26 protein-coding genes are annotated in these 26,014 nt (G+C 63.4%); 11 read left to right on the top strand and 15 right to left on the bottom strand.

The window, feature by feature from the left end; translation table 11 throughout:
* Positions 1-36: 36 nt before the first annotated feature.
* The 4 genes from B0E46_RS03860 to B0E46_RS03875 all read right to left on the bottom strand — a co-directional run bounded on the left by B0E46_RS03860 (position 37) and on the right by B0E46_RS03875 (position 5,470).
* The gene (locus tag B0E46_RS03860; RefSeq protein ID WP_077554382.1) at positions 37-1,617 is read right to left on the bottom strand and encodes a tetratricopeptide repeat-containing sulfotransferase family protein; all 1,581 of its coding nucleotides are present in this window, start codon (positions 1,615-1,617) and stop codon (positions 37-39) included.
* Complete coding sequence (locus B0E46_RS03865) at positions 1,614-1,799, bottom strand: hypothetical protein (RefSeq protein ID WP_077554383.1); 186 nt, start codon at positions 1,797-1,799, stop codon at positions 1,614-1,616. Before B0E46_RS03865 ends, B0E46_RS03860 begins: the two co-directional genes overlap by 4 nt.
* A complete protein-coding gene (locus B0E46_RS03870) occupies positions 1,796-3,373 on the bottom strand; it encodes a sulfotransferase (RefSeq protein WP_077554384.1) in 1,578 nt (525 codons plus the stop codon). The genes B0E46_RS03865 and B0E46_RS03870 overlap by 4 nt, the downstream gene beginning before the upstream one ends.
* A 114-nt stretch (positions 3,374-3,487) precedes the next feature.
* Entirely contained in the window at positions 3,488-5,470 is a 1,983-nt protein-coding gene (locus tag B0E46_RS03875; RefSeq protein ID WP_077554385.1) for a UvrD-helicase domain-containing protein, read from the bottom strand.
* A 122-nt stretch (positions 5,471-5,592) separates the two neighbouring features.
* Between B0E46_RS03875 and B0E46_RS03880 the strand changes: the two genes are divergently transcribed.
* The 3 genes from B0E46_RS03880 (at position 5,593) to B0E46_RS03890 (ending at position 8,450) form a co-directional block, all read left to right on the top strand.
* Positions 5,593-6,924: an NAD(P)/FAD-dependent oxidoreductase gene (locus tag B0E46_RS03880; RefSeq protein WP_077554386.1), complete on the top strand. Its 1,332-nt coding sequence runs from the start codon at positions 5,593-5,595 to the stop codon at positions 6,922-6,924.
* A 102-nt stretch (positions 6,925-7,026) separates the two neighbouring features.
* Positions 7,027-7,659 carry a thymidine kinase gene (locus B0E46_RS03885; RefSeq protein ID WP_077554387.1) on the top strand — a complete coding sequence of 211 codons (633 nt, stop codon included), beginning with the start codon at positions 7,027-7,029 and terminating at the stop codon, positions 7,657-7,659.
* 23 nt (positions 7,660-7,682) lie between these two features.
* On the top strand, positions 7,683-8,450 hold the full coding sequence (locus B0E46_RS03890; protein WP_077554388.1) for a hypothetical protein: 768 nt from the start codon (positions 7,683-7,685) through the stop codon (positions 8,448-8,450).
* A 5-nt stretch (positions 8,451-8,455) separates the two neighbouring features.
* Here B0E46_RS03890 and B0E46_RS03895 read toward each other — a convergent pair whose 3' ends face one another.
* The 6 genes from B0E46_RS03895 to B0E46_RS03920 all read right to left on the bottom strand — a co-directional run bounded on the left by B0E46_RS03895 (position 8,456) and on the right by B0E46_RS03920 (position 14,033).
* Entirely contained in the window at positions 8,456-9,238 is a 783-nt protein-coding gene (locus B0E46_RS03895; protein ID WP_139350408.1) for a sel1 repeat family protein, read from the bottom strand.
* Positions 9,239-9,822: 584 nt separating this feature from the next.
* Positions 9,823-10,650 (bottom strand): bifunctional DNA-formamidopyrimidine glycosylase/DNA-(apurinic or apyrimidinic site) lyase, encoded by an 828-nt coding sequence (mutM, locus tag B0E46_RS03900; protein WP_077554390.1) that lies wholly within the window; start codon positions 10,648-10,650, stop codon positions 9,823-9,825.
* A gap of 15 nt (positions 10,651-10,665) precedes the next feature.
* Positions 10,666-11,157 (bottom strand): hypothetical protein, encoded by a 492-nt coding sequence (locus tag B0E46_RS03905; RefSeq protein ID WP_077554391.1) that lies wholly within the window; start codon positions 11,155-11,157, stop codon positions 10,666-10,668.
* Between the two features lie 4 nt (positions 11,158-11,161).
* Positions 11,162-12,517, bottom strand: coding sequence for a GldG family protein (locus B0E46_RS03910; protein ID WP_077554392.1), 1,356 nt, complete (start codon positions 12,515-12,517; stop codon positions 11,162-11,164).
* On the bottom strand, positions 12,517-13,272 hold the full coding sequence (locus tag B0E46_RS03915; RefSeq protein WP_077554393.1) for an ABC transporter permease subunit: 756 nt from the start codon (positions 13,270-13,272) through the stop codon (positions 12,517-12,519). Before B0E46_RS03915 ends, B0E46_RS03910 begins: the two co-directional genes overlap by 1 nt.
* A complete protein-coding gene (locus B0E46_RS03920; protein WP_077554394.1) occupies positions 13,269-14,033 on the bottom strand; it encodes an ABC transporter ATP-binding protein in 765 nt (254 codons plus the stop codon). Before B0E46_RS03920 ends, B0E46_RS03915 begins: the two co-directional genes overlap by 4 nt.
* A 176-nt stretch (positions 14,034-14,209) precedes the next feature.
* Here B0E46_RS03920 and B0E46_RS03925 point away from each other — a divergent pair, with 176 nt between their 5' ends.
* Positions 14,210-15,403, top strand: coding sequence for a fatty acid desaturase (locus B0E46_RS03925; protein ID WP_077554395.1), 1,194 nt, complete (start codon positions 14,210-14,212; stop codon positions 15,401-15,403).
* Between the two features lie 119 nt (positions 15,404-15,522).
* Positions 15,523-16,632 carry a saccharopine dehydrogenase NADP-binding domain-containing protein gene (locus tag B0E46_RS03930; protein WP_077554396.1) on the top strand — a complete coding sequence of 370 codons (1,110 nt, stop codon included), beginning with the start codon at positions 15,523-15,525 and terminating at the stop codon, positions 16,630-16,632.
* Between the two features lie 6 nt (positions 16,633-16,638).
* On the opposite strand, the gene B0E46_RS03935 is transcribed toward B0E46_RS03930, so the two are convergent.
* Both B0E46_RS03935 and B0E46_RS03940 read right to left on the bottom strand, forming a co-directional pair.
* Positions 16,639-17,049 (bottom strand): thiol-disulfide oxidoreductase DCC family protein, encoded by a 411-nt coding sequence (locus tag B0E46_RS03935; protein WP_077554397.1) that lies wholly within the window; start codon positions 17,047-17,049, stop codon positions 16,639-16,641.
* Positions 17,039-17,587, bottom strand: a complete 549-nt coding sequence (locus B0E46_RS03940; RefSeq protein ID WP_077554398.1) for a DUF4166 domain-containing protein — start codon at positions 17,585-17,587, stop codon at positions 17,039-17,041. The genes B0E46_RS03935 and B0E46_RS03940 overlap by 11 nt, the downstream gene beginning before the upstream one ends.
* Positions 17,588-17,702: 115 nt before the next feature.
* Between B0E46_RS03940 and B0E46_RS03945 the strand changes: the two genes are divergently transcribed.
* The 3 genes from B0E46_RS03945 to B0E46_RS03955 are packed head-to-tail and all read left to right on the top strand — an operon-like array spanning position 17,703 to position 19,955.
* The gene (locus B0E46_RS03945) at positions 17,703-18,614 is read left to right on the top strand and encodes an IS1595 family transposase (protein ID WP_077554399.1); all 912 of its coding nucleotides are present in this window, start codon (positions 17,703-17,705) and stop codon (positions 18,612-18,614) included.
* A gap of 52 nt (positions 18,615-18,666) precedes the next feature.
* Complete coding sequence (locus B0E46_RS03950; protein WP_139350409.1) at positions 18,667-19,410, top strand: hypothetical protein; 744 nt, start codon at positions 18,667-18,669, stop codon at positions 19,408-19,410.
* Positions 19,410-19,955 carry a hypothetical protein gene (locus tag B0E46_RS03955; RefSeq protein WP_077554401.1) on the top strand — a complete coding sequence of 182 codons (546 nt, stop codon included), beginning with the start codon at positions 19,410-19,412 and terminating at the stop codon, positions 19,953-19,955. The genes B0E46_RS03950 and B0E46_RS03955 overlap by 1 nt, the downstream gene beginning before the upstream one ends.
* 162 nt (positions 19,956-20,117) lie before the next feature.
* On the opposite strand, the gene B0E46_RS17230 is transcribed toward B0E46_RS03955, so the two are convergent.
* The 3 genes from B0E46_RS17230 to rpmB form a co-directional block, all read right to left on the bottom strand.
* Entirely contained in the window at positions 20,118-20,399 is a 282-nt protein-coding gene (locus B0E46_RS17230; RefSeq protein ID WP_139350410.1) for a hypothetical protein, read from the bottom strand.
* 172 nt (positions 20,400-20,571) lie between these two features.
* Positions 20,572-20,739 carry a 50S ribosomal protein L33 gene (gene rpmG / locus B0E46_RS03960; RefSeq protein ID WP_017463578.1) on the bottom strand — a complete coding sequence of 56 codons (168 nt, stop codon included), beginning with the start codon at positions 20,737-20,739 and terminating at the stop codon, positions 20,572-20,574.
* An 11-nt stretch (positions 20,740-20,750) separates the two neighbouring features.
* Positions 20,751-20,987, bottom strand: a complete 237-nt coding sequence (rpmB, locus tag B0E46_RS03965; protein WP_077554402.1) for a 50S ribosomal protein L28 — start codon at positions 20,985-20,987, stop codon at positions 20,751-20,753.
* A 320-nt stretch (positions 20,988-21,307) separates the two neighbouring features.
* Between rpmB and secB the strand changes: the two genes are divergently transcribed.
* From secB to B0E46_RS03980, 3 genes are all read left to right on the top strand, one after another.
* Positions 21,308-21,811, top strand: coding sequence for a protein-export chaperone SecB (gene secB, locus B0E46_RS03970; protein WP_077554403.1), 504 nt, complete (start codon positions 21,308-21,310; stop codon positions 21,809-21,811).
* A 10-nt stretch (positions 21,812-21,821) separates the two neighbouring features.
* A complete protein-coding gene (locus tag B0E46_RS03975) occupies positions 21,822-22,847 on the top strand; it encodes an NAD(P)H-dependent glycerol-3-phosphate dehydrogenase (protein WP_077554404.1) in 1,026 nt (341 codons plus the stop codon).
* Between the two features lie 112 nt (positions 22,848-22,959).
* On the top strand, positions 22,960-25,977 hold the full coding sequence (locus B0E46_RS03980; protein ID WP_077554596.1) for a DEAD/DEAH box helicase: 3,018 nt from the start codon (positions 22,960-22,962) through the stop codon (positions 25,975-25,977).
* Positions 25,978-26,014 lie beyond the last annotated feature (37 nt).

Raw genomic sequence — 26,014 nt, forward strand, 5'->3', positions numbered from 1 at the left:
GGTTATCGAGCATGCACCGGCTGCATGAATACCTTCTCAGGCTATCGTGACACCGGCCCCGATCAGAAGAGCCCGCAGTTCGCTCAATTGCGACTCGTATTTTTTCCAGCGACGGATACCTGAAGGATCGAACCGAGAGCGTACTTGCATGGCGCTGAAAGTGGCGACAGGCGCAGGGTTGCTCTCGGGGTGCAAGCATGCGTCATGCCAGGGCAGTCCGCAAAAATCCAGCAACTGCCTGATCTGTGGCTCAGGTGAGTCCACCAGATCTTCGTAGCCTACTTCCAGTATCCGATCCGGAAATATGCGTCGCCAGTGCGCCATCAGGCGATCGAACAGGATGTAGTACCTGCCCGTATCGAGCAGGTCACAGGAATAATCGAAGTGGAGCGATGTTCGGGAAAAAAGCTGGCGAAAATTGCCCAGGCAGGTGTCCATCGGATTACGTCGGACGCAGATGATTCTGGCGTTGGGCAGTGCCTGAGCGATATAGCCGACGTGCAGGAAGTTATGCGGAAGTTTGTCGATGAAGTAGGGCTTGCCTGCCGTGAGGAAGCGAGTGCTGGCCAGATAGATGGAGCCAAGCCGTTTCCAGTCGATATGGCGCGTACGCCGGGTTATGTCCGGGTCGAACAGGAACGAACCTCGGCTCCCGGTCGCGTGCTGAAGAGCCATCCCGAAATTTTGCAGCTCTCCGGCGGCATGGACGTCGGGATGGTTGGAGAGGATGCGCTCGACCAACGTAGTGCCCGAACGTGGCATGCCCAGGACAAATATGGGGCCACCATCGATGGGTCCGCCCAAGGGCACGACGGCTTGCGGTGCCGGAAATGCATGCATCAATGCTTTGAATAGAGTTTCGTCGCGTTGTATCGAATATGGACGCTGGACATGCTCCGCGGACTTGCCACGCGCCAGGTGATCGAATGCCCTGGTGTAGTCGCCGAGATCCTCGTATTCCTTGGACAGTGCAAGGTTGAGGTAGGTGCATGCCGCAGTGTCGGCTTGATTCTGCGAGAGGAGTTCATGGAGCCGGTCCAGATGATGGCATGCAGGCGTCTGCCGGCGTAGTTGCGACAGGAGCAAGTGAGCGTGCCAGTACTTTGGATTCAGCCGGATGCAGGCTTCGAGCTCATTCTCGGCCGTGGCCAGGTCGCCATTGGATATCAGTGCGGTAGCCAGATTGAGCCGGTAACTGGCGTGTTCGGGTGCCAACGAGACGGCATCGCGGAACGCGCAAATGGCGCGCTCATTGGCGCCTGCCTGGGTATAGACGACGCCCAGGACATCGAGCGTCGCGGGATCGGTTGGTGACAAGGAAAGTGCACGATCAGCCGCCGCCGTTGCGGCTGTTGGCATCTGGTTGGCGGCCAGTGACTTGGCGTGCAAGGTAGCGAAATCGGCGCGTGCGGGATCGAGCTCCGTGGCGCGACGCAGATATGGCTCAGCCTGAGCGAACTGCTGCAGCTCCATGCAGGTTACGCCGGCCATGCCATAGACACCTGCATGTTGGGGTGCTGATGGCAGCAGCTGATTGGCCAGGTTCTGGGCCTCCTGCCATTGGCCATGCTGGAAGGCAGCCACAAGCCGTGTATATAGCTGTTCGGGGCTGGTCATGGGATCACCCGCTGCAACGGAGGCTTGTTCATGCGGGGAGGCACATGCAGATGATCCATGCATTCGTTGTGCGTGCGGCAGATGGTTGAAGTCTCTGCTGCAAGCGAATCCACGGCTTCGCCGCATGACATCACGGTCTGCAACGGAGTTGCCAGCGGATGGCTGGTGTTCGGCAAGATCATGCGGGAATGCGGATTCCGGAGCTGATCAGCAGCTCATGCAGTGGGTCGAGCTGCGCGCCATATTTCCTCCAGCGCTGCAGCGAACCCTTGTGGACAGGCGCACGCACCTGCACGGCGCTTGCGGTAGCGACCGGGCTCGGGTTGCTCTCGAAGTGCAGGCAGTCGTCATGCCAGGGCAGGCCGCAGAACTCCAGTAGCTGCCGTGACACGGATTCCTGCGCGTCGATCAGCGCCTCGTACTGCACTTCCAGGATCCGTCCCGGAAAGACACGCTGCCAATGCGCCATCAGGTGGTCGAACAGGATGTAGTACCTGCCCGTGTCGAGCAGGTCGAAGGAGTAGTTGTAATAGGGCAGTCTCTCGGCGAAAAGCTGGCGGAAATTGCTGAGACAGGTGTCCATGGGGTCGCGCCGCAGGCAGATCATTTTTGCGTTGGGCAGCGCACTGGCAATGAAGCCCGCGTATAGAAAATTGTGCGGCAACTTGTCGATGAAATGCGGTGTATGCCCCGTGGCTGGGCGGGTACTGGAAATATAGTCCGCACCAACGCGCTGCCAGTTGACCTGGCGTGCATGAGAGGCGATATCGGGATCCTGCCATAGTGGCGTCTGGCTGCTCCACGCACGCCGAAGCGCCACACCGAAATTCTGCAGCTCACCGGCGGAAGCCACCTGTGGATGGCTGGACAGGATGCGCTCCACCAGGGTGGTGCCGGACCGCGGCATGCCGAACACGAAGATGGCTTCCCGGGATGGATCGCCGGCCGGCACGGACTGCGGTTCGGGAAAGGCGCGTGCCAGCGCGGCAAACAGCATCTCGTCTTGCTGGATCGAATAGTCGATTTCCCTGCGACTGACAGCCTTGCCGTGGAGCAGGTGCTCGAACGCGCGTGGATAGTCGGCCAGGTCCTCGAGCTCCTTGGCCAGGGCAAGATTGAGACAGATCTGCGCCTCACGGCTGTCCCCGGCTTGCACGAGCAACGACTGCAACCGCGGCACGTGATGACTGGTTGGCGATTGCGGGCGCAGATGGGCCAGGGTCAAATGTGCCCGCCAGAATGCCGGATCAAGCGCGAGGCAGGCCTCTATCTCGCGCTCGGCGTCGTCGATATCGCCATTCGCGATCAGGGCCGTGGCCAGATTGAAGCGGAAGGGCGGGTGTGCCGGCATGAGCGTCACGGCGTGGCGAAACGCGGTCGCGGCTTTTGCATGAGCCTCGTTCTGCGCGTAAATGCCGCCCAGCAGGTCGAGCGTCACGGGATCCTGCGGCAAGAGTGCGAATGCGCGATCTGCCGCGGAAAGCGCCTCCTGCGACATCCGCGCGAAGGAAAGGGCCCTGGCGAAATGGGCGGCAAAACCAGCATGCGTGGCATCCAGTTCCGTTGCACGGCGAAGGTGCTGCAAAGCCTGCCCCAACTGCCGCTGCTCCATGCAGGCGATGCCGGCAAAGTGATGGGCAACGGCATGATCGGGCGCGCGGGAAAGCAGTCTTGCCGTCAGCTCTCTCACGCGCTGCCAGTCGTGCTGGTTGAATGCAGCGACAGCCTGCGCATAGAGATGGACGGGGTCGGTCATGCGGCTCCAACTCGCGGCTTGGGGATGCGGTGACTATCGCGCGTGCAGATCAGGCCTTGACGAAGTCCACGTATTGTAGCTTTCGTCGGGCATCGCCTGCGTGTTCAGGTCCGGCTAGTTGCCAGCCAGCATCGCCGCAATTTTCGCCATATGCGATTCGGCCGTCTCGCGCACAGCTTCCTTGTCCGCTTCCGGATCCTTGCCCTGCCAGTGCAGGTCGGCCTGCGGCAGCTCGTGCAGGAAGCGGCTGGGCTGGTTGGCGTGGACTTCGCCGTAGCGCTTGGTCCTGGCCGACCACGACAGCGTGAGCAGTTCCTTGGCGCGGGTGATGCCGACATACATCAGGCGGCGCTCCTCGTCGATGCGACCCTCGTCGATCGCGCCTTCGTGCGGCAAGGTGCCGTCCTCGCAGCCGACGATGAAGACGAAGCGGAACTCCAGGCCCTTGGCCGAGTGCAAGGTCATCATGCGCACTGCATTGCCCGGTTCGTCGCGATCGGCATGGCTGAGCAGGGCCAGCTGCGAGGCGAGATCGCCGGCGCTGTTGCCACCCTTCTGCATTGCGCGGAACCAGTCGGCAAGTTCCTTCAGATTGCCAAGCTTGCGTTCGCGCACGCTCGCATCGGTGGTGCTTGCCGCGATCTGCGCGGCGTAACCGGTACGCTTGAGGATCAGCTCGACCAGGTCGGCCGCGCTCTCGTGCAGCGAAGCACTGCGCAGTTCGTCGAGCAGGTCGGAGAACGAGGCCAGCGCGGCAGCCGGGCGCGGGGTAAGCTGGCGCAGCACGCTGTCGCTGCGGGTGGCGTCGAGCAGCGAGCTGTGGCGGCTCTGCGCGATCTGGCCGAGCTTCTCCAGCGTGACGGCACCGATCTCGCGCTTGGGCACGTTGACCACACGCAGGAAAGCGGCGTCATCGCTGGGGTTCGTCAGAAGGCGCAGATAGCACAGCAGGTCCTTCACCTCGGCGCGATCGAGGAAGCTCAGTGCACCGGTGAGGTGGTAGGGAATCCGCGCCAGGCGAAGCGCCTTCTCCAGCGGACGCGCCTGGAAATTGCCCCGATACAGGATCGCGATGTCGTGCCAGCGCGCCTTGTGCTTCTCGGCCAGGGTGGTGGCGAGCGCGGCGACGCGCTCGGCCTCGTGCTCGGCCTCCTTGCATTCCAGCACGCGGATCGGCGCGCCTTCCGGGTGTTCGCTCCACAGCTTCTTTTCGTGCAGGTGCGGGTTGTTCGCGATGAGCTGGTTCGCCGCGCGCAGGATGCGCTTGCCACAGCGGTAGTTCTGCTCCAGCTTGATCACGCGCAGGCTCGGCCAGTCGTGGCCGAGCTGGTCGATGTTTTCCGGGTTCGCGCCACGCCAGGCGTAGATCGACTGGTCGTCGTCGCCGACGCAGGTGATGCCGCCGCGTTCGCCAGCCAACACTTTCAGCAATCGGTACTGCGCGTCGTTCGTGTCTTGGTATTCGTCGACCAGGAGGTAGCGCAGCCGTTCGTGCCAGGCGTCGCGGCAGTCGGCGTCGCTTTCCAGGATACGCAGCGGCAGCCGGATCAGGTCGTCGAAGTCGACCGCGTTGAATGCCGCTAGGCGCTGCTGATACATGTCGTAGATCGTCGCCGCTTCCAGCTCGCGCGGGCTGCGTGCGGCGGCCAGCGCTTCTTCCGGCGAGAGGCCACCGTTCTTGGCGCGGCTGAGCAGGTTGCGGATGCCGAACAGCACGTCCGGCTTGGCACCTTTCGGTGCCAGTTCCTTGACGATGCCCTCGCTGTCGTCCGCATCCAGCACGGAGAAACCGCGGCGCAGGCCCGCACGCGCATGCTCGATCTGCAGAAATTTCAACCCCAGCGCATGGAAGGTGCACACGGTGAGTGCAGCCGCATCCTCGCTGCTGACCAGCTTGCCCACGCGCTCGCGCATCTCCTTCGCGGCCTTGTTGGTGAAGGTGATCGCGGCGATCTTCGATGCGCTGAGCTTCCTGCGCGCGATCAGGTACGCGATCTTCTGCGTGATCACCGAGGTCTTGCCTGAGCCGGCGCCGGCCAGCACCAGCAGCGGGCTGTCGCAATGTTCTACGGCGGCCAGTTGTTGCGGATTGAGCATGGATCGAGGCGATACGTGAGGCGGCGGTCGATGGTAGCAGAGCCCTGCTGGCTGGCCGACCGGTTGCGTCATAATTGAATGCGGGAGGCGCTGTCGGGGTGACGGCATCGGGCGGGGTGAGCATGACGGATCAAACGGTCGAACAGTGCGATGTGGCGGTGATCGGAGGTGGGCCCGGCGGCAGCACGGCGGCCGCGCTGCTGGCGCGGCGTGGTTACAAGGTGATCGCACTGGAGAAGGCACACCACCCGCGCTTCCATATCGGCGAATCGCTGCTGCCGATGAACCTGCCGGTGTTCGAGCGGCTCGGCGTGCTGGACAAGGTGCGTGCGCTGGGGGTGTTCAAGCCCGGTGCGGACTTCGAGGCGGACAACGAGCGCGGTTACAACACCTACGCGTTTGCCCGCGCGATCGGCCAGAGTCCGCCGCATGCGTACCAGGTGTGGCGGCAGGACTTCGACCAGATGCTGTACCAGCACGCGCGCGAATGCGGTGCGGATGCGCGCGAAGGGCACGAGGTGGTACGGGTCGAGCAGCGTGGTTTGCGCGAGACCTGGCTGGACGTGAAGACCGACGATGGCCGCAGCTATGGCATCGAGGCGCGCTACCTGGTCGACGCCAGCGGCCGCGATGCATTGCTGTCGACGAAGAACAAGCTGCGCCGCAAGAACGACCAGCACCAGAGCGCGGCGATCTTCGGCCATTTCCGCGGTGCCGAATACCGACCCGGCGAAGACGCCGGCAATATCAGCATCTACAGCTTCGAACACGGCTGGATGTGGATGATCCCGCTGCCGGATGGCGTGATGAGTGTGGGAGCGGTATGCCGACCGGATTATCTCAAACAGCGCAAGGGCCGCACCGTGGAGTTCCTGCTCGACACGCTGAAGTTGAGTCCGGCGCTTTGGCGACGCGTCGAGCAGGCCGAACTGGTCGGCAACGAGGTGCGCGTCACCGGCAACTACTCCTACGATTCGACGCAGATGGGTGGTCCGGGCTGGGTGCTGGTGGGTGATGCGTTCGCCTTCCTCGACCCGGTGTTCTCCTCCGGCGTGTATCTGGCGATGAGTGGGGCGGAGCAGGCGGCCGCCGTGGTCGACCAGTCGCTGCGCGAGCCAAAGCGCGAGCCGGGCTTGCTGCGCAGGCTGGAGAAGCGCCAGCGCGCCGGCATGGCGCGTTTCTCGTTCTTCATCTACCGCTTCAACGGGCCGGTGATGCAGCAGATGTTCCGCCAGCCGCGCAACACCTGGCAGCTGGAACAGGGCGTGATCTCGATGCTCGCCGGCGATCTGTTCGACACGCCGAAGGTGCTGTGGCGGTTGCAGCTGTTCAAGCTGGTCTACGCGATCTGCGGCCTGCGCGACTGGCGGCGCTGGCGTGCCGAGCACAAGTACCGGCTGGCGCAGGCCCGTGCACAGTTCGCCGGAGGCAACACGCCGCTGGACAAGGCCTGAACAGGAAAGAGTGGGTGAGCAACGAGAAACGAGAGTGCATACTCGTCACTCACGGCCAGCCCTGCTGTTCTCACTTCCCTTCCTGCCTCCTATTCCCGTCCCATGGCCAAACTCTATTTCTATTACTCGGCAATGAATGCCGGCAAGACCACCACGTTGCTGCAGAGTGCGTACAACTATCACGAGCGCGGCATGCGCACGTTGATACTCACGCCGGCACTGGACAACCGCTACGGCGAGGGCGTGGTGGCTTCGCGCATCGGCCTGAAGGCGAACGCGCGGCGCTTCAGCGGTGAGGAGAACCTGTTTGCACTGGTCGAGGCCGACATCGCCGCACGCGGTCCGCTGCACTGCGTGTTCGTCGACGAGGCGCAGTTCCTGACCAAGTCGCAGGTATGGCAGATCAGCGATGTGGTCGATCGTCTCAACATCCCGGTGCTGGCCTACGGCTTGCGCACCGATTTCCGCGGTGAACTGTTCGAAGGCAGCCGCTACCTGCTGGCCTGGGCCGACAACCTGGAGGAGATCAAGACGATCTGCCACACCGGGCGCAAGGCCACCATGGTGGTGCGTGTGGATGAACAAGGTCGCGCCGTGACCGAAGGGCCGCAGGTTGAGATCGGCGGCAACGACCGCTATGTCTCGGTCAGTCGCGCCGAGTTCAAGAAGATCAGCGAAGGCAGCGGACGCATCGAGTTGCAGCAATCGGTGCTGCCGCTCGGCGAAGGTCGTTGAGCGGTCACCAACCAAGGAATGCCATGAACAACCCGATCACCTTTCCTGCCTGGCAGCGTCCGCACTGGCAGCCCAGCGGCGAGGAAATCCTGCTGCAGTTCTACGTGTTCGGTCAGTTCGACGCGGTGCGCGCGCCGTCGGCTGTATACGGCAGCGATGGTTTGCCGGAGGGCGTCGAGTTGACCAGTCATCATCACGGTGCGCTGCGCCAGTGGGAAGGCTATCCGCTGAAGGGCTCGCTGGGCAGCATGTTCAAGGACGACGCGCCGCAGGCCTGGCAGCGTGCGTTCGATGCACCCCAGGTGCTGGTCGTGCGCGGCAAGCTCGGGGACAGTGCCGATACCGGCTATTTGCGTGACACGCTCGGCGTGCTGGCCGGCCTGCTCGACATCGGCGGCGTGGCGATCCTCGATCCGCAGACCCTGAGCCTGCTGGATGCCGATGGCTGGCGCCGGCATTATCTGATACGCGATGGTGCGCCGATCCGCAACCATCTGCTGATTCTGCGCGACACCGATGCGAAGCCGGACCATTCATGGATCCACACCCGCGGCATGCGCAAGTTCGGTCGTCCCGACATCAGCATTCGCCAGGTACCGGACCGCGCGCTCGATCGCGCCGGCATGCTGTGCGAGCGACTGGTCGAGCTGGAAGCGCTTGGCGCGCACTTCGTCGATGGTCAGGCTCTGGATATCGAGGGCCTGCCCGGTGGTGCTATGGTGCAGCTCGGCGGTGGTCTGGATGACCCGGATTTCAACAACTCTTTCGTGGAATTCCGTTGGCCGACGTGATGGGTTTACTTGTCTTTTGAAGTCGATGGCGCAGGTACGCTCTGCAATGAGCCCACTTCGACAGTACCCATATCGGCCAGCGAGTCTTCCCACACGTGGTCCTTCAGCTTGGCGTAGAGTTCCGGATTCCACAGCACAGGCGAGTAATAATCGGTTCCGCGTACTTGCGTGCCACGCAAGACCATAGGCGCTCCGTCTTCCGTCTTCAGCGAACGCCCAGCGGCGCCATCACGCATCAGGATAGTCAGGTAGTTGCCACCGAAACCGGTCCGGCTGCCGGTGGCACTGGCCAGCTCGCGCCGAAAAATGTTGCCCAGCCGCTTCAGCCCTGATTTGTCGTCATAGTAGGCGTAAATTTTGCGACCCTCAGCAATCGCCAGCTGGCGTTCCTGTGGATCGAGTTGTTGCCAGAATTTTTCGCGATTGGCTAACAGGTCGGGATAACCACGATCCGCGGCCAGATCCATCCATGCGTAACCACGTGGGCGATCCATCGGGATGCCATCGCCATTCCAGTACATCGCCGCAAGCATCGACTGTGCTGGTTTGTCGGCAAAACTTGCCGCCTTGAGCAGCAAGCGCATGGCAGCCTGCTTGTCACCCGTCTTATAGGCACGTATGGCGGAATCGCGATAAAACAGGTCGGGGTGTGAAGACGCTATCTGAGTCGTGTTGAGCAAGCCGGCCTGCAGACTTTCATCAGGCAACTGGGCAATGGCCGGGACAGGCAACACTGCAAGGATTGTGCTTATGGCGAGAGTGGCGAGCACCTTGTGTGGTAGGCACATGACAAGTGTCCAATGTCAGTGGCACGAACGAGGACGGAATTTTTAACTGCTGCAAGTAGCAAAGCGCTTGCTTCTGCACGCGTCCAGTCGGAGCCTTATTATTACTTTCGGCGGGAGGTGGCGGCGATACCAAATGAATTGGAAGATACGCCGCCATGATGGGCATCCGGCACTCACTAGGAGCCGCTGCATTGGCTTGTGCAAACAGAGAGCCTGAGGCTTAACCGGAAAACACCTAACTTTTCAAATGATTTGACATATGTTGTCGCAACAAAGTAGCCGCGCATCACCGACGATTATTGTCGAACATATTGACAAGGGTTCATGGCTATTCTCCGCGGACAAGGTCTGTGCAGGCAGAGTCTGCGATGCAATAGCACTCGAAAGAGTCAGCAAAGAAATGAAGCTGGCAGCAATTGAGCATTGAATTAGTCTTTTCACAAGAATTTCCCCCAAGCTGATTTGTGCGTTTCGCAAAAATTTGCGAAACGCACTTGTTGTATATTTCTTTTGCCAAACCGTTGTCAATGGGTTCCCGGGTTGCTGCACAATTAAGGTTGTGGTACACCAACGCTGCCTCCGGCTCAGCGCTGGCAGTGCGGACACAAGAACGTCGAACGCTGTCCCAGCACCACCTGCCGGATCGCCGTACCACAGACATGGCACGGTTCACCCGTGCGGCCATACACGTTGAGTTCGCGGAAGAAGTAGCCGGGAGCCCCATCGGGATTGAGGAAGTCGCGCAAGGTGGTGCCACCACGCTCGATCGCCCAGGCCAGGATGCGTTTCACTTCAGAGGCTAGCCGCGCATAGCGTGCACGCGAGACGGAACCGCCCGATCGGCGTGGATCGATGCCGGCGGCGAACAGCGCCTCGCTGGCGTAGATATTGCCCACACCGACCACGACGGCGTTGTCCATCAGGAACAGTTTCACCGCGGCCGTGCGGCCACGTGAGAGATGCCACAGCAGATCGCCGTCGAAGGCGTCGGTCAGCGGTTCAGGCCCGAGCTTCGCCAGCAGTTCGTGAGTCTCGCCGGGCGCCTGCCACAACAGGCAGCCAAAGCGGCGCGGGTCGGTGAAGCGCAGGATGCGCGGCGCCTGCGCCGCGGTGCGTTCCAGCGCGATATCGACATGATCGTGCCTGCCCAGCGGTGCATCCGGCGGCAGCACGCGCAGCACGCCCGACATGCCCAGGTGCAGCAGCGCGCTGCCGGCTTCGGTGTGCAGCAACAGGTATTTCGCGCGTCGTTCCACCGCGTCGATGCGCTGTCCCGGCAACAGCTCGCTGATCTGCGCGGGTATCGGCCAGCGCAGGTCGGGTCGGCGCAGAGTCACGCCGGTGACGCGTCGGCCGACCAGATACGGGGCGATGCCGCGCCGGGTGGTCTCGACTTCGGGCAGTTCAGGCACGGTCGGCTCCGCGACTCAATGCAGTTCGGTGGTCTGGAGGGCGGGCGAGCGCGGCATGTAGCGCGTGGACACCAGCGCCACCCGCTGACCGACACGCACGTAGTGTTGTGGCCCGGTGACCGAGGATTCGCCGAATTCCAATGACTGCCCATCCAGCACAAGTGTGGCGCTGGGCGGTGCCAGGCCGATCTTCGCCGGATCGAAATCACTGGCTGGCCGCCAGCTGAGCACATGCGCCGCCGCGGTATCGGCCAGTTCATTGAGGCGGCCATCGATCGCGCGTGCCGGTGTGCCGTCGGTGCGCCACCAGTGGCCGTCGCGTTTTTCATAGTGCATGGCCGGCGTGCCGCGCAGGGTCAGCTCGACATGCGTGATGCCGGCCGGATCAAGCGCGAGCAAGGTGCCGGGATCACTCTGCGCATCCTGACGCATCTGCCAACCGGCCAGCCCCAGCAGGGCCACCACGACGAGCAGCAGGATCAGGCGCTGGCGGGTGGCGCGCTTCATCGGATCAACGCCGTCGCCGGCGCCACACGATCAGGCCGCCGGTCAGCAGCAGCAGCGCAGGCAGGGCGATCAGGAAGCCGATGCTCACCGCGTTCAGCTCGATCTGGCTCATCTGGATCAGCCGATCCGGCGCGCCGCGCGGGGGGAGGTCGACCAGCTTGTCATCGCCGAGCAGCCAGTCGAATACACGCTCGCCCAGCGCGCGGTTGCCGCCGTTGCCGAGGAAGGTGTTGGAGAGGAAATCGCCGTCGCCGATCACCACCGCACGCTGCTCGCTCTTGTCCGGGCTCGGCGACAGCCGGCTTAATGCGAAGCCGAAATCCAGCGGTCCCTTGAGCTCGCCCGAACTGGCGTCGAAGCGGATGTCCGAGGGCTTGTTGTTGTCGATGGGGTGGAATTCGGTCCAGCTTTGTGCGCTGGAGCGCAGGAAAGACTTGACGCCCCAGCCCGCCTGCGACACCTGAGCCAGCGCGGATACCTGCGGGAACAGCGTGGTCAGCGTGAAGCCGCGGGTAATTGCCTGCGGCGGATAGTCACCGAGCGTGATCAGGCGTGGGTCATGCAAGCCCAGGGCCGCACCGGAACCATCGACCAGTACGCCGGGCAGTACGTGTACACCGAGCGCATCTGCCAGCGGCCGCAGGCCGAGATCATCGTTCGACGGTTCGGTCAGCCACAGCAGGTTGCCGCCGCCCTGCACGTAGTTGACCAGTGCATGCACCGCGCCCGGTGGCAGCGCCAGCGTGGGGCTGGCCAGCACCACCAGGTCGGTGTGCTGCGGCACGTCGGTGACCTGGGCGAAGTTCAGCGGCACCGCGCGCATGCCGCGGCCTTCCAGCTGCATGATGAAGGTGCCGAGGTCGGCATTGCCCGGGCCATCGGCGCGGCGTTCGCCATCGCCGGTGACAAACGCGACGATGCGGTCGCTGCCGCGGATCAGCCGCTCAAGCGCATTGGTGAGGCTGCGCTCGGACAGTTCGTCCAGCCGCTGCTCGCGGCCTTGATAGTGCAGGATCAGTGCGCCATCGACGGTGATGCCCAGTTCGCGCATCTTCGCCGGATCCTGCTGCGGATCGACGAAGCGCAGGCTGAAGTCGGGCTTCACCGCCTGGTAGCGTTGCAGGAAGCCGGCCACGGTCTGGCGCAGGTCACCCTGCGGGTTTGCGTAGCTGACAATCTCCACCGGACCTTGCAGTTGGGCCAGCACGGCCCGGCTTTCCGCCGACAGGCTGGTACGGCCATTCGCGGTCCAGTCGGCCTCGTGTGTGTAGCGTGTGCTCAGGTAACCGAGCGCGCCCGCTGCCAGCAACAGCAACAGCGCGAACAGCCAGCCATCCAGACGTCTGAACAGCGCGTCCATCAGTTGCGCTCCTTGTCGGCGGCCAGCCGGCGCGTGGCCAGCGCCAGTGCCAGCACGATGAGCAGCGCGAACCAGACGATGTCGGTGGTCGATACCAGTCCGCGCAGCAGCGGCTGCAGGTGCGAACTCATCGCCAGCCAGTTGATCGCACCACCATTCATGCCGGCCATCTGCGCGCCGAGGTTCACGCTCCACAAGGCCAGCGCAATGACCAGTGCGGCGCTGGCGGCGATCGCCGGATGCGAAGCAAATGCAGAACAGGCCACGCCGATTGCCCCGAGGGTGGCCAGCATCAGCGCCAGACCCAGCGTGGCGGCCGCCAGCTTGCCCCAGTCGAAATGGGTGGTGTGCATCAGCGCCAGCGGCATCGCCAGGGTCAACGCCAACCACAGCAGCAGCCAGCCCAGCACGGCCAGGTATTTGCCCAGCACGATGCGGGACGCAGGCACGCCGGCGGCGAACAGCAGTGGCAGCGTGCCGTTGCGGCGCTCACCGGCAATCACCGACATGGTGATCAGCGGCACCACCAGAAAGGCCAGCTGGGCGAGCTGGCCCAGAAGCGGCACGCCGACCAGATCGATGAAGCCGGGGCCATCCGGCTGCGCGGCACGCTGGATCTGCGAGGAGAGAAAACTGCCGAGCATCAGCGTGAAGTTCCATGCCAACCACGCCAGGGTCAGCGCTGCCAGCACCCAGGCCAACGGACGCACCAGCAGCCGGCGCCATTCCAGCCGCGTCACCGCGAAGGGACTCATGCGGCGCGCGCCGGTTGGGGTTGGCCGTTCATCGCGATCTCGAAGAAGGTACGTTCCAGTGCCGCATGATCGTCACTGTGCACGTGGCCGTCATGGCGCAGCGTGCCATCGTGCAGGATCGCCACGCGATCGCAGACTGCGGTGACTTCGGCCAGCAGATGGGTGGAAAGGATCACCGCGGTACCGGCCGCAGCCTGTTCGCGGATCAACGTACGCAGGGCGGCGACCTGCACCGGATCGAGCGCGTTGGCCGGTTCGTCCAGCACCAGCAGGGCAGGACGATGCAGCAGGGCGCAGGCGAGGCCCAGACGCTGGCGCTGGCCCTGCGACAGCACGCCGGCCAGGCGCCGTGCCAGTGGTTGCAGTTCCAGCCGCTCGATGATCGCCGTGCGTGCCTGTTTCAGTGCCGCGCCGCGCAAGCCGCGCAGGTGACCATGCGCGTCCAGGTGCTCGCTTACCGTCAGTTCCGGCCACAACGGGGCACGTTCGGGCAGCCAGCCGATCAGTTGGCGGGCCAGTTCGGGCTGTTCCAGGAAATCCGCACCGTTCAGCCGGATGCTGCCGCTGTCCGGTCGCAGCGCGCCGGCAACCATCGACAAGGTGGTCGATTTGCCGGCGCCGTTGACGCCGAGCAGGCCCAGCACCTGGCCGCGCGGCAGCGACAGGCTCAGGCTCTGCACGGCCGGCCGGCCGGCGCGGCGGCGGCTGAGCTGGTCCAGTCGCAGCATGGGGGCGGCGGATACGTCGGTTGGCAAGGTCATTGCCTGATTGTCACGGTGCCCCCACTGTTTAGACAACAGGCGATTGTCACGCGCGTGAACTAACGACGTATTAGCTTCTCCCTCTTGACTGGCTGTTACTATTGTGGGCCAGGCCATGCTGGCGGGTATGGAAACCCCTCCACTAGACTGAATCCGTCCCCAACCCGGTGCTTTCCATGCTCGATGCAGTGCTCAATTTCCTGAACCACGGTCTCGCCAGCGCAAGCTGGGGGCAGATCGTGGTCTACATGCTGGTCGTGACCCAGCTCACCATCTTCACGGTGACGCTGTACCTGCATCGCAGCCAGACCCATCGCGGCGTGGATTTCCACCCGGTGCTGGCGCATTTCTTCCGTTTCTGGGGCTGGCTTACCACCGGCATGGTCACCCGCGAGTGGGTGGCGGTGCATCGCAAGCACCACGCCAAGGTCGAGACCGAGGAAGATCCGCACAGCCCGATGATCTACGGCATCAAGAAGGTGTTCTGGGACGGCGTCTCGCTGTACCGCGATGCCTGCGAGTCGAAGCAGGACATGGAACAGTACGGCCGCGGCACGCCGGACGACTGGGTCGAGCACAACGTCTATGGCGCGCATCCGTACTGGGGTCCGACCCTGATGCTGCTGATCAGCATCGCGCTGTTCGGCGTGATCGGCGCCGCGCTGTGGGCCGTGCAGATGGTATGGATCCCGTTCTGGGCCGCCGGCTTCGTCAACGGCATCGGCCACTGGGCCGGCTACCGCAATTTCGAGAGTGCCGACACCGCGCGCAACCTGCTGCCGTGGGGTTTCTGGATCGGCGGTGAAGAACTGCACAACAACCATCACGCCTTCCCCAGCTCGGCCAAGTTCGCGCTGCGCAAGTGGGAGTTCGACATCGGCTGGGCGGCGATCTGCGGCCTGCGGGCGATCGGTTTGGCCAAGGTGTTGCGCGTGGCGCCGTCGCTGGACGTGCGTCCGAACGTGCGCCTGCCGGACGCCGAAACGCTGAAGGCCGTGCTGACCCACCGCTTCCAGGCGATGACAGACTATTACCGTGGCGTGATCGTGCCGACGCTGAGCGACGAAGCGCAGCATGCCGGTGAAAGCCTGAAGTCGATGCCGCGCCGCATTCGCCTGGCGATGGCTGACGGCGGCCGCTGGCTGGACAGCGAAGGTCGTGAGCGCATGCAGGCCGTGCTGGCCAAGCGGCCGACCCTGACCATCGTGTTCGAGTTCCGCAATCGCCTTGCCGCGCTGATGGAACAGCGTGGCGCCGAGCAGGCGCTGAAGGGTCTGCAGCAGTGGATCCACGAAGCCGAGGAAAGCGGCATCCGCGCGCTGCAGGATTTCGCCCAGCGGCTCAAGGGCTACGCCGTCGCAACGGCCTGATCGCGTAATCGCCAAAGCCATTGGAACAAGCCCGCCGCATGGCGGGCTTTTCTTTTGCGCGGAGCTGCAGGCGTGCGAGAGTTGCGATGCATGCGTCGAGTATTTCTCAGGGAGCGGGTATGGCTTTGCGAGTGGTCTTGATCGGCGCAACGGGCGTGTTCGGTTCGCGCATCGCGCGGCGGCTGGCGGGTGATCCACGCTTCATGCCGGTACTGGCCGGACGGCAGCGGCCGGCACTGGAGGCGTTGCGTGAAGAGCTCGGGGATGCCTCGATGGAGGTCGCCACGCTCGACGTTGCCGGGCTCGATCTGCCGGCCGCGCTGGCGCGGTTGGCGCCGCAGCTGGTGATCCATACCGCCGGCCCGTTCCAGGGTCAGGATTACCGGGTCGCCGAGGCCTGTCTGGCCTGCGGCAGCGACTATATCGACCTTGCCGATGGCCGCGACTTCGTCAGTGGCATCGGGAGCCTGGACGAGCGTGCCCGCGAAGCCGGTCGGTTGCTGGTGAGCGGCGCGTCGAGCGTACCGGCGCTGAGCAGTGCGGTGGTCGACGCGTTGCTGCCGCGTTTCGGTGCCATGCACTCGATCGAGCACGCGATCAATCCCGGCAATCGCACGCCGCGTGGCGATGCCACGGTGGCCTCGATCCTTGGCTATTGCGGGCGGCCGATCCGGATCTGGCGCGACGGTCGCTGGCAGCATGTCCATGGCTGGATGGCCGGCAAACGGCAAGTGTTTCCGTTCGGGCGCCGGCGCGTCGGCGTTTGCGAGGTGCCGGATCTGGAGCTGTTCCCGGCACGTTACCCGCAGGTTCGTACGGTATTGTTCCGCGTCGGGCTGGAGTTGCCGCTGCTGCAATGGGGTACCTGGTGCGCGGCGTGGTTGGTGCGGCTGGGCTTGGTCCGCAATCTCGCTGCGTACGCGCCACGCCTGCGCCGCTTAAGTGAGCGCTTCATCCGCTTCGGCTCGGATGTCGGTGGCATGGTGGTGGAGCTTGCCGGTCAGGGTATCGATGGTGTGCCGTTGCGACTGCGCTGGTGGCTCGATGCGGCGGCGGGCGACGGCCCCCAGGTGCCGGTGACACCTGCGGTGGTGCTGGCGCAGCGGTTGGCCGATGGCCTGGTCACGGCGAAGGGCGCGCAGCCATGCATGGGCCTGCTTACCTTGGATCAGCTGCTGGATGGCTTCGCCGGCTATGCGTTGCGCACCGGGCTGGAGGTGCTGGATTGAGTGGAATCAGTCCAGAAACCGTGCGGCATGCGCGGTGTCAGGCAGGCGGCATTGCTCGCGTCGCCCGAACAGGTGGTAGCGATGCCGCGCGATCCAGCGATAGGCTGGATCACGCAGGAACCGTGGCACGGCACGCGACAATCCGCTGACCAACGTCCAGCCACCGCCCAGTTGACGCAGCACGCGTGCGATCGCATCCGTATCGGTATAGCCATGGCCGTCCTGCACCAGCAGGAAGGACGAGGGGTCATCCGGGGACAGGCCATGTGCCCGCAGCAGGTGACTGCCATGACTGCCCTGCATCGCCGCGAGCCGGAAGCGGCCATCACGGTCATGCCGCAGGATGAAATCGACCCAGCGGCTGCACAGCAGGCAGACGCCGTCGAACACGATCACCGGTCCGTCTTCAGTCGCCATCGACGATCTCCAGCCAGCCGCGATAGGCAACCAGGCGGCCGAGCAACGGCAACCGGGTGTCAATGTGGAAGGCGTAGCGGCTATCCTGCGCAGCACTGCGCGACAGCACCTCGCCGAACAGTGCGCGTGGCAGTGGCAGACCGAACATTCGCGCACCACGCAGCTGCCAGTCGATGGTCTTGTCATCGCGGAGCAGCTCGAAACGCAGGGTGATCGGCCCCAGTCGTTCGCTCAGCAGCGGTGAGTTGGTCACGCGATCGAGTACCGAGCGCATTTGCTTGCCGGCGAAGCGGCGCGTCCAGATCTCGCGCCTGCCGCGGCGCTCGATGGTCACTTCCAGCGGTTGTTGCAGGCCAGGCTCCGGCAGTCCCAGCAGGTGCCGCAAACAGCGAATCGGCAGGTTGGTCGCGCCTTCCACATCGGCCGCACCGCGTGCCAGTAAATGCGATGTGTCGCCATGCATCTGCTGTACGGGGGCGGCCAGCAGGTGCCAGTGCTCGCCGAGCAGGGCGGGGAACAGGGCCCGGTTCGAGGTCATCGGGAAATGATGCGGGATGGGTTGCGCTGGCGGCAAGCGGGCAAAAGAAAGGCGATTATATACTTGACAAACCCAACTATTGGCGTAGTCTAGGCCTCAATAGAGGAACACAGTCATGACCGCCGATCTTTTCGCACCGCACTTCCAAGACGCCGATAAGGCTCGCGCCTATCTGGAAGCGTTGCGCTGGCCGGATGGTCCAGTCTGCCCGCATTGCGGCGTGATTGGCGATCACTACGCACTGAAGGGCGCCGCACATCGCCCGGGTCTCATGAAGTGCAAGGACTGCCGCAAGCAGTTCAGCGTGACCGTTGGCACTGTGTTCGAGCGCAGCAAGATCCCGCTCAACAAGTGGCTGTTGGCGGTGCATCTGATGTGCGCCAGCAAGAAGGCCATGAGCTCGCATCAGATTCACCGCATGCTCGGCGTTACCTATAAGTCGGCTTGGTTCATGACTCACCGCATTCGCGAAGCTATGAACTCGGGTAGCGCTGGCCTGCTTGGCTCGGGTGGTGGCACGGTTGAGGCTGACGAAACGTATTGGGGCAACAATGGCAAGCAGCCCAAAGGCGCGCGCGGCTACCAGCATAAGATGAAGATCGTTTCGCTAGTCGAGCGTGGTGGCGAGAAACGTAGCGTGGTTGTTCCTGCCGTCACTGGTAAGACCCTGCGCGAAGTATTGGATAAGAATGTATCCAAGTCGGCTCATCTGATGACTGATGAGCACGCCGGATACACCAAGGCTGGCCGCGACTATGCATCGCATGGCTTCACTCGCCATAGCGCTGGTGAGTACGTGCGCGGCGATGTTCATTCGAATACGGTCGAGTCGAGCTTCAGCTTGCTAAAGCGTGGCTTGGTGGGTACGTTTCACCATGTTGGCGAACAGCATCTACAACGTTATGTGACAGAGTTCGATTTCCGGTGGAACCATCGCAAGATATGCGACAGCGAACGCGTTCAGTCGCTCCTTCGTGAAGTCGGTGGTCGCCGCTTGACCTACCAGACTTCTGATCGGAAGCACTGAAACTCTGACACGTCAAAACGGTCAATGCAGTGCGATACAGAAGGTGATGATGATGGAAGATGACATCTACACATTCCGAATCGACGCGTACACACCAGACACGATGCCTATGGCTCGTCTGGCGGAATACATGGCTGTGATCGCCAACATGTTTGGCGAGCAGGGTAGCGTTCACTTCAAAGGGATAGAGCTTGGCAGTACGAAACTGTTGAGCAGGGTTGAGCGCGAAGCCGCGCCAAAAGTTCGCGACAACATCCATAACGCGCAATCGGGTGATGGTAAGCCGGAGGCCGTGAAAGCTTATAAAAAAGCGAATGAAATGCTCCGCGAAGACAATGCGGCAGCAACGCTACAACGTAGCGGCGCAAATGTGCTGGATTTCCCTGGTCGTAAAGCGATTAGACCGCCAAAACTTGGCCCATTCAATCAAGGGATTGAAAAGGATGGCGTGTTAGTTCGTATTGGAGGGAAGGATGCAAGCGCTCACGCCATGATTGAAGATGGTGTAGGCAACATATGGAGCTTTGAAGTTACGCGCGAATTAGCTATTGAGCTGGCACCTCATCTTTTTGGCGCGCCCATCAGGTTAGTTGGAACAGGACGCTTCTTCAGAGACGAAGAAGGGCAATGGCAGCACAGTGTACTCAAGGCAACAAATTTCCTTGAGCTGAATAACGATAGTTTGTCGGACGTTGTAGGCAGGATAAGAAAGCTGCCGCAGGACACATGGAATTTAGGTGTCGATCCGCTCGCGATGCTTCGTTCGTTGCGTAACGACGACAGCGAGATGCATTGATGGTCGTCATAGACGCAACAACATTGATGCTGCTATTCCATCCAACTGCAAAGCCTCCGTTGGATGAATTGACAGGCGAGCCGCTCACGAAATGCAAAGAGCGCATTGAGCTGTTGTTGCAGAATTTAAGTAAAGGTGGCATTCAGGTGATGGTGCCAACACCTGTACTCAGCGAAATCTTAGTGACCTCAGGTGCCGATAAGGCGCGGATACTCGCTGAGATCAACAATGCCTATGCATTCAAGATTCAACCATTTGACATGCTTGCTGCAGTCGAAGTGGCGGTTCTGACAGATCCTGATTTGCAATCGAATAAAGTACTGACAGAAGATGAAACTAAGGCGAAAGTGAAATTTGATCGCCAAATTATCGCTATCGCAAAGGTTGCCGGCGTTAAGACGATTTACTCCGACGATGGCAGGTTAGGGAAGAAAGCGGCAGCAAATGGAATCACAGTTGTGAAGACTTCGGATTTGCCACTTCCTCCCGAGCCACCTCAGGGCGAACTTCCTTTACAGGCCCAAAAAGATGACGAAGAAGAGTGATGCTGGCGATATGCTGAAGACTCAAGAGGATGCAGTCTTGCGACGAATGCTCAGCATGCCGCCAGATCCAAAGAAGCCAAAGAAGCCAAAGGTTCAAGAACCAAAGAAATCAAACAAGAAGCCCGCCTAGAGCGGGCTTTTTGTTTCTGGGAGAAGCCAATGTCAAAGATCAACGTCAGCAATGAAGCGCCACTGACGGCTGGATGGTGTATGGGTACTGGTGACAGTGAACATGGAAGATCGCTTTGCTGTATTCCCAACCATGTCAGCGATCTTCTGCGCCGCCATTTCTTGGACGTACTCGCCCACTTCGGAAATGACTGTCTCGTATCTGTCACCCTCCCCGCAGCGCGGGCAGGCTATTCGATCATCGGACTTCGGTTCAGCGGGCCCTTCGAGAGCTATATGGCAGCGTGCACAAAGAACATTCGTGGTTTGAGTCATGACGATCCTTCCTGTGATTCATCGCCATCCTGCGCCCAGTCAATGGGTGCGTCAAGTATATAATCGCCAAAAGAAAACCCGCCACATGGGCGGGTTTTCCTGAAGGCACTGGACCGCTGCCTTCGCAGGGGTGACCGACGGTAAACCACGCGCCATGCGCGTGGGCCGTTGGTCACTTGATCTTGCCTTCCTTGTAGATCACGTGCTTGCGCACGACCGGATCGTACTTCTTGAACTCGAACTTTTCCGGCGTGTTCTTCTTGTTCTTCTGCGTGGTGTAGAAGTGGCCGGTACCGGCCGAGGAGATCAGGCGGATCTTGTCTTGGGTCTTGTTAGCCATGATTTAACTCCTCAGACCTTTTCGCCGCGGGCGCGCATGTCGGCAATCACGGCTTCGATGCCATTCTTGTCGATCGTGCGCAGGGCGTTGTTGGACACACGCAGCTTGATCCAGCGATTCTCGCTGGCAACCCAGAAACGACGCTCATGCAGGTTCGGCAACCAGCGGCGACGGGTACGGTTGTTGGCGTGCGAAACGTTGTTGCCGCTCTGCACACCCTTACCGGTGACTTGACATACACGGGCCATGACTTGCCTCCGTTGAATGACTTCAGAAGCCGTGGCTTTGAAAGTCGGTTTAGCACCCGTTAGCCAGGGTGACATCGGCCCAGCGGCGCTGTGCGCCACGCGATGCTGGAGAGTGTTGCCACGCATGATCGTGAGGTCCGTACCGCGTGGCGGACTACCCGGAAGCTCCGGGCCGATCGAGGCGAGCCGCGTATTCTCGCAGAAAAACAAGGCTGTGCGCAATCTGTCCGGGGGCGGCAGTTTCCGTGCGGCGTGCGTCGAGGGGGGATGTATGGAACAATCGGTCTCTTTTTTGACCGACCGAACCCGAGGGATTCCCGATGGCAGAAGTGAGCACCAACGACCTGGCCAACGGCCAGGCCAATCAGCCGCAGCTGGTGCTGCAGAAGATCTATGTGAAGGATGTCTCCTTCGAGGCGCCGAATGCGCCGCAGATCTTCCAGGAAATCGACGAGCGGGATCAGCCCCAGGTGCAGCTGAATCTGGCCCAGAAGGCCACCGATCTGGGCAACAGCCTGTACGAAGTGGTGCTCAGCCTCACGCTGACCTGCACCGTCGGCCAGCGCACGGCGTATCTGGCCGAAGTCGAGCAGGCCGGCCTGTTCGGCATCACCGGCTTCGACGCGGCGGATCATGCCGGAATCATCGGCAGCTATTGCCCGAACCTGCTGTTCCCGTATGCGCGTCAGGTAATTTCCTCGCTGGTGCTGGAAGGCGGCTTCCCGCCGTTCCTGCTGCAGCCGATCAACTTCGACGCGCTGTTCGCCGAACAGCAGCGCCGTGCGATGGGTGGCGAGCAGGCCCCGGCCACGCTCAACAGCTGATCGATCCGACATGGCTGAACGTCCGACTCTGGCCGTCCTCGGTGCCGGTTCCTGGGGCACCGCCCTGGCGGCCCTGGCGGCGCGCAACGGAGTGCCGACCCGGCTGTGGGGGCGCGACCGGCAGGCGCTGGCGGCGATGGCGAAGAGCCATTGCAACCAGCGCTACCTGCCCGACGTCGAACTGCCGCCCGAACTGAATTACGAGAGCGACCTGGCCACCGCCGTGCGCGGTGCCGGCATCGTGCTGATCGTGGTGCCCAGCCACGCGTTCGCCTCGATGCTGGCCGAGCTGGCGCCGCTGCTGGACGCGGATACCGCGATCGCGTGGGCGACCAAGGGTTTCGAGCCGGGGACCGGACGCTTCCTGCACGAGCTGGTCGCGGCGCAGCTGCCCGGGCGTGCTGCTGCGGTGATCACCGGGCCGTCGTTCGCGCGCGAAGTGGCCGCCGGCCTGCCCAGTGCGGTCACCGTGCATTCCGAAGACGATGCGTTTGCGCATCGGTTGGCCAGCCTGCTGCATGCGCCGAACCTGCGTGCTTATTCCGGCAGCGACGTCCTCGGTGCCGAGCTCGGCGGTGCGATGAAGAACGTGCTGGCGGTCGCCACCGGCATCGCCGACGGCATGCAGCTGGGCCTGAATGCCCGCGCCGGCCTGATCACCCGCGGCATGAACGAGATGCTGCGCCTGGGCGTGGCGCTCGGTGCGCGGCCGGAAACCCTGATCGGCCTGTCCGGTCTCGGCGACCTGGTGCTGACCTGCACCGGCGACCTGTCGCGCAACCGCCGGCTCGGCCTCGCGCTGGGGCAAGGCGTGGCGATCGACGAGGCGGTGCGTCGGATCGGCCAGGTGGTGGAGAGCATCCTCACTGCCGATGAAGTGGCGCGGCTGGCCGACAAGCATGGGCTGGACCTGCCGATCAGCGCCGGCGTGCGCGCCGTGCTGCACGGCGAGGTCACGCCGGTCGACGGTCTCAAGGCGCTGATGGCGCGCGAGCAGAAACCGGAATATCCGCGCGGCCTGTTCGGTACGGCCTGAGCCTTTCGATAAGTGGCAGCGCAGGCCGAAAAATCGCCTGCGCGATGACGCCGCACGGAGCTCCGGCGCTGCTAAGCTCAACGTTTTGGTTGTCGCCACGGATCGCATGCGCATGCAGCAACCGGACGAGAAGCAGCACGACGCCGCCACGCCCACCGGCGACGACGAAGCCTTGCCGCAGGCATGGCGACGGCTGCTGGCCGCGCCGAAGCCGGTGGCAGTGGAGGATCGCGGCGTACTCGGTTTCTTCCTGGAGGTGGTGCCGGAGGAAGGCGCCGCCTTTGCACGGCTGGACGTGGCGCCGGTCTTGCTGAGCGTGGCCGAGCACGGCCGCTACGCGCGACCGGTGCCGATGGACAGCCGGCACCTGGCGCAGTCGACCTTGCCACCGCATGAGCAGCGGCTTGCCGCCACCATGCTCGGATTGCCGCAGAACGTGCGCAAGAGTCGCAGCTATGCGCGTCTCGGTGGCCATGTCGGCGACACCTTGCTGGCCGAGATTCTCGATACCGCGCCGTGCTTCCTCGGTGGCTTGGCCGGATTGCGCCTGTCGCGCGGCAAGTCGCACCAGCTCAACTGGCACTGGCAGATGGAGCCCGACGGCAGCCAGCGCCTGCTGCCCTTGCTGTCGCATAGCCAGCGCCTGTTGCGCATCGATGCGCTGTGGTACCTCGATGCCGAGCGCGCCACCCTGGGCCTGCTCGAGGCGGCAGCCGAGGAAACCCATTGGTTGGAGCTGCCGCCGCTGAAGCACGAGCACGGTCGCCGGTTGCGCAGCCGCCTGCCGGGCAGCCGGCTGGCGACGCGGGTACCGCTGCCGCAGGTATTCGGCGAGCTGCGCCGCTCGCAACTGGCACCGAAGCCGGTACTCATCCTGCATGCCTTGACCCGGCATGCGCGACTGGCGGCCGGCACGCCGCCGCTGGGCTATGCACGGCTGGCGTTCGACTACGCCGGCGAGCGTCTGCCCGGCCGCGGCGGCGAGCCGCTGGTGCGGCGCGTGCGTAACGGCCAACTGGTCGAGATCATGCGTCGTCGCGCCGAGGAACTGTCCGCGATGGAGCAGCTCGAACGCGCCGGCCTCACCCCTGGCGTGGATACCGAAGGACTGCCGTGGGACGTGGCCGACACCTTGCCGGATGATGCGTGGCTGTTCCCCGGCACCGGTTACGCCGGCGCGCTGGAAGTCAACACACCGGCGCGCTGGCTGGCGCTGCGACCGAAACTCGAGGCGGAAAACTTCCAGGTCGAGTACGCGCCCAGTTTCCCGTTCGAGGTGCTGGAAGGCCCGGTGCGCTGGTACGGCCACGCGGTGGAGGATGCCGACGACCACGCCTTCGATCTGGAAATCGGCATCGAACTGGACGGCCAGCGGCACAACCTGCTGCCGGCCGTGGCGCAGGCGCTGGCCGAGCACCAGCTGAACCTGAGTCCCGCGCCGAACGAGCCGGAAGATGCCGTGTGGTACGCGCCGGTCGATGCGCGCCGCCGCGTGCCGGTACGCCTGAAGGAACTGCGCGGCCTGCTGGCGCCGCTGGCCGAATACCTGGAGAAGCCGCGCAAGAAGCTGCATCTGCCGCGGGTGCAGGCCGGGCGGCTGGAAGAGCTGGTGGTGGCGATGCCCGCCGGCAGCACGCTGGAAGCATCGGAGCCGTTGCGCGGTTTTGCCGCGCGCCTGCGCGATGCCGCCGAACGCGCCAGCGACGTGGCGCCGGACGGGCTTACCGTGGAGCTGCGTCCGTACCAGCGCGAAGGCCTGCGCTGGTTGAACGCATTGGCCGAGGCCGGCGTCGGCGGCGTGCTGGCCGACGACATGGGCCTGGGCAAGACGCTGCAGCTGATCACGCATCTGCTGTCGCTGAAACAGCACGGTGCGCTGACCCAGCCGGCGCTGATCGTGGTGCCGACCAGCCTGATCCCGAACTGGCAATCGGAGATCGCCCGTTTCGCGCCGGACCTGCACGTGCTGACGCTGCACGGTCCGCAACGTGCCGAGGAGTTCATCCAGCTCGGCGCGCAGGACATCGTGCTGACCAGTTACGCGCTGTTGCCGCGCGACGTGGTCACCTTGCGCAAGCAGCCGTTCGCACTGATCGTGCTGGATGAGGCGCAGCAGGTGAAGAACCCGCGCACGCAGGCACGCCGTGCACTGCTCAGCTTGCGCACGCCGCGCTATGTCTGCCTCACCGGCACGCCGCTGGAAAACCACCTGGGTGAGTTGTGGTCGCAGATCGACCTGGCGGTGCCCGGCCTGCTCGGCGACGAGGGTGCCTTCCGCCGTTTCTACCGCGCGCCGATCGAGAAGCAGCATGACGAGGAATGCCAGCAGCGGCTTAACCTGCGCCTGGCGCCATTCATCCTGCGCCGGACCAAGGCGCAGGTCGCACAGGAGTTGCCGCCGAAGACCGAGATCACCCGCCGGGTGGTGCTGGAAGGTCGCCAGCGCGAACTGTACGAAGGCCTGCGCCTTTCATTGGCGGAGGAACTGCGCGAGGTGATCGCCCAGCGCGGCATCGCGCACTCGGGCATCGTGGTGCTCGATGCACTGCTCAAGCTGCGCCAGGTCTGCTGCGACCCACGGCTGGTGAAACTCGAAGTCGCGCGCGGCGTGCACGAGTCGGCGAAGTTCGAGTTGCTGATGGACATGCTGCCGGCCCTGCTCGACGAAGGCCGCAAGGTGCTGCTGTTCTCGCAGTTCACCGGCATGCTGAAGCTGATCGCGGCCGAACTCGATCGCCGACGCATCCGCTATGTCACCCTCACCGGCGATACCCGCGATCGCGCCGAGCCGGTGCAGCGTTTCCAGAACGGCGAGGTGCCGCTGTTCCTGCTCTCGCTGAAAGCCGGCGGGGTCGGCCTCAACCTCACGGCCGCCGATACCGTGATCCATTACGACCCGTGGTGGAATCCCGCCGCCGAGGCGCAGGCCAGCGACCGTGCGCACCGCATCGGCCAGGACAAGCCGGTGTTCGTGTTCCGCCTGATCACTTCCGGCACGGTGGAGGAGCGCATCGAGGAGCTGAAGGCGCGCAAGGCCGAACTGGCCGCCGCGGTGCTGGAGGGCGGCGGCAGTCGCGAGAAGCTCAGCTTCGACCAGGGCGATCTGGATGCATTGCTGGCGCCGGCATGATCCGGACCGTACACGGCGCATTGCCATGGTGTGTCAT

The sequence above is a fragment of the Rhodanobacter sp. B04 genome (assembly GCF_002001125.1).
Classification (GTDB): domain Bacteria; phylum Pseudomonadota; class Gammaproteobacteria; order Xanthomonadales; family Rhodanobacteraceae; genus Rhodanobacter.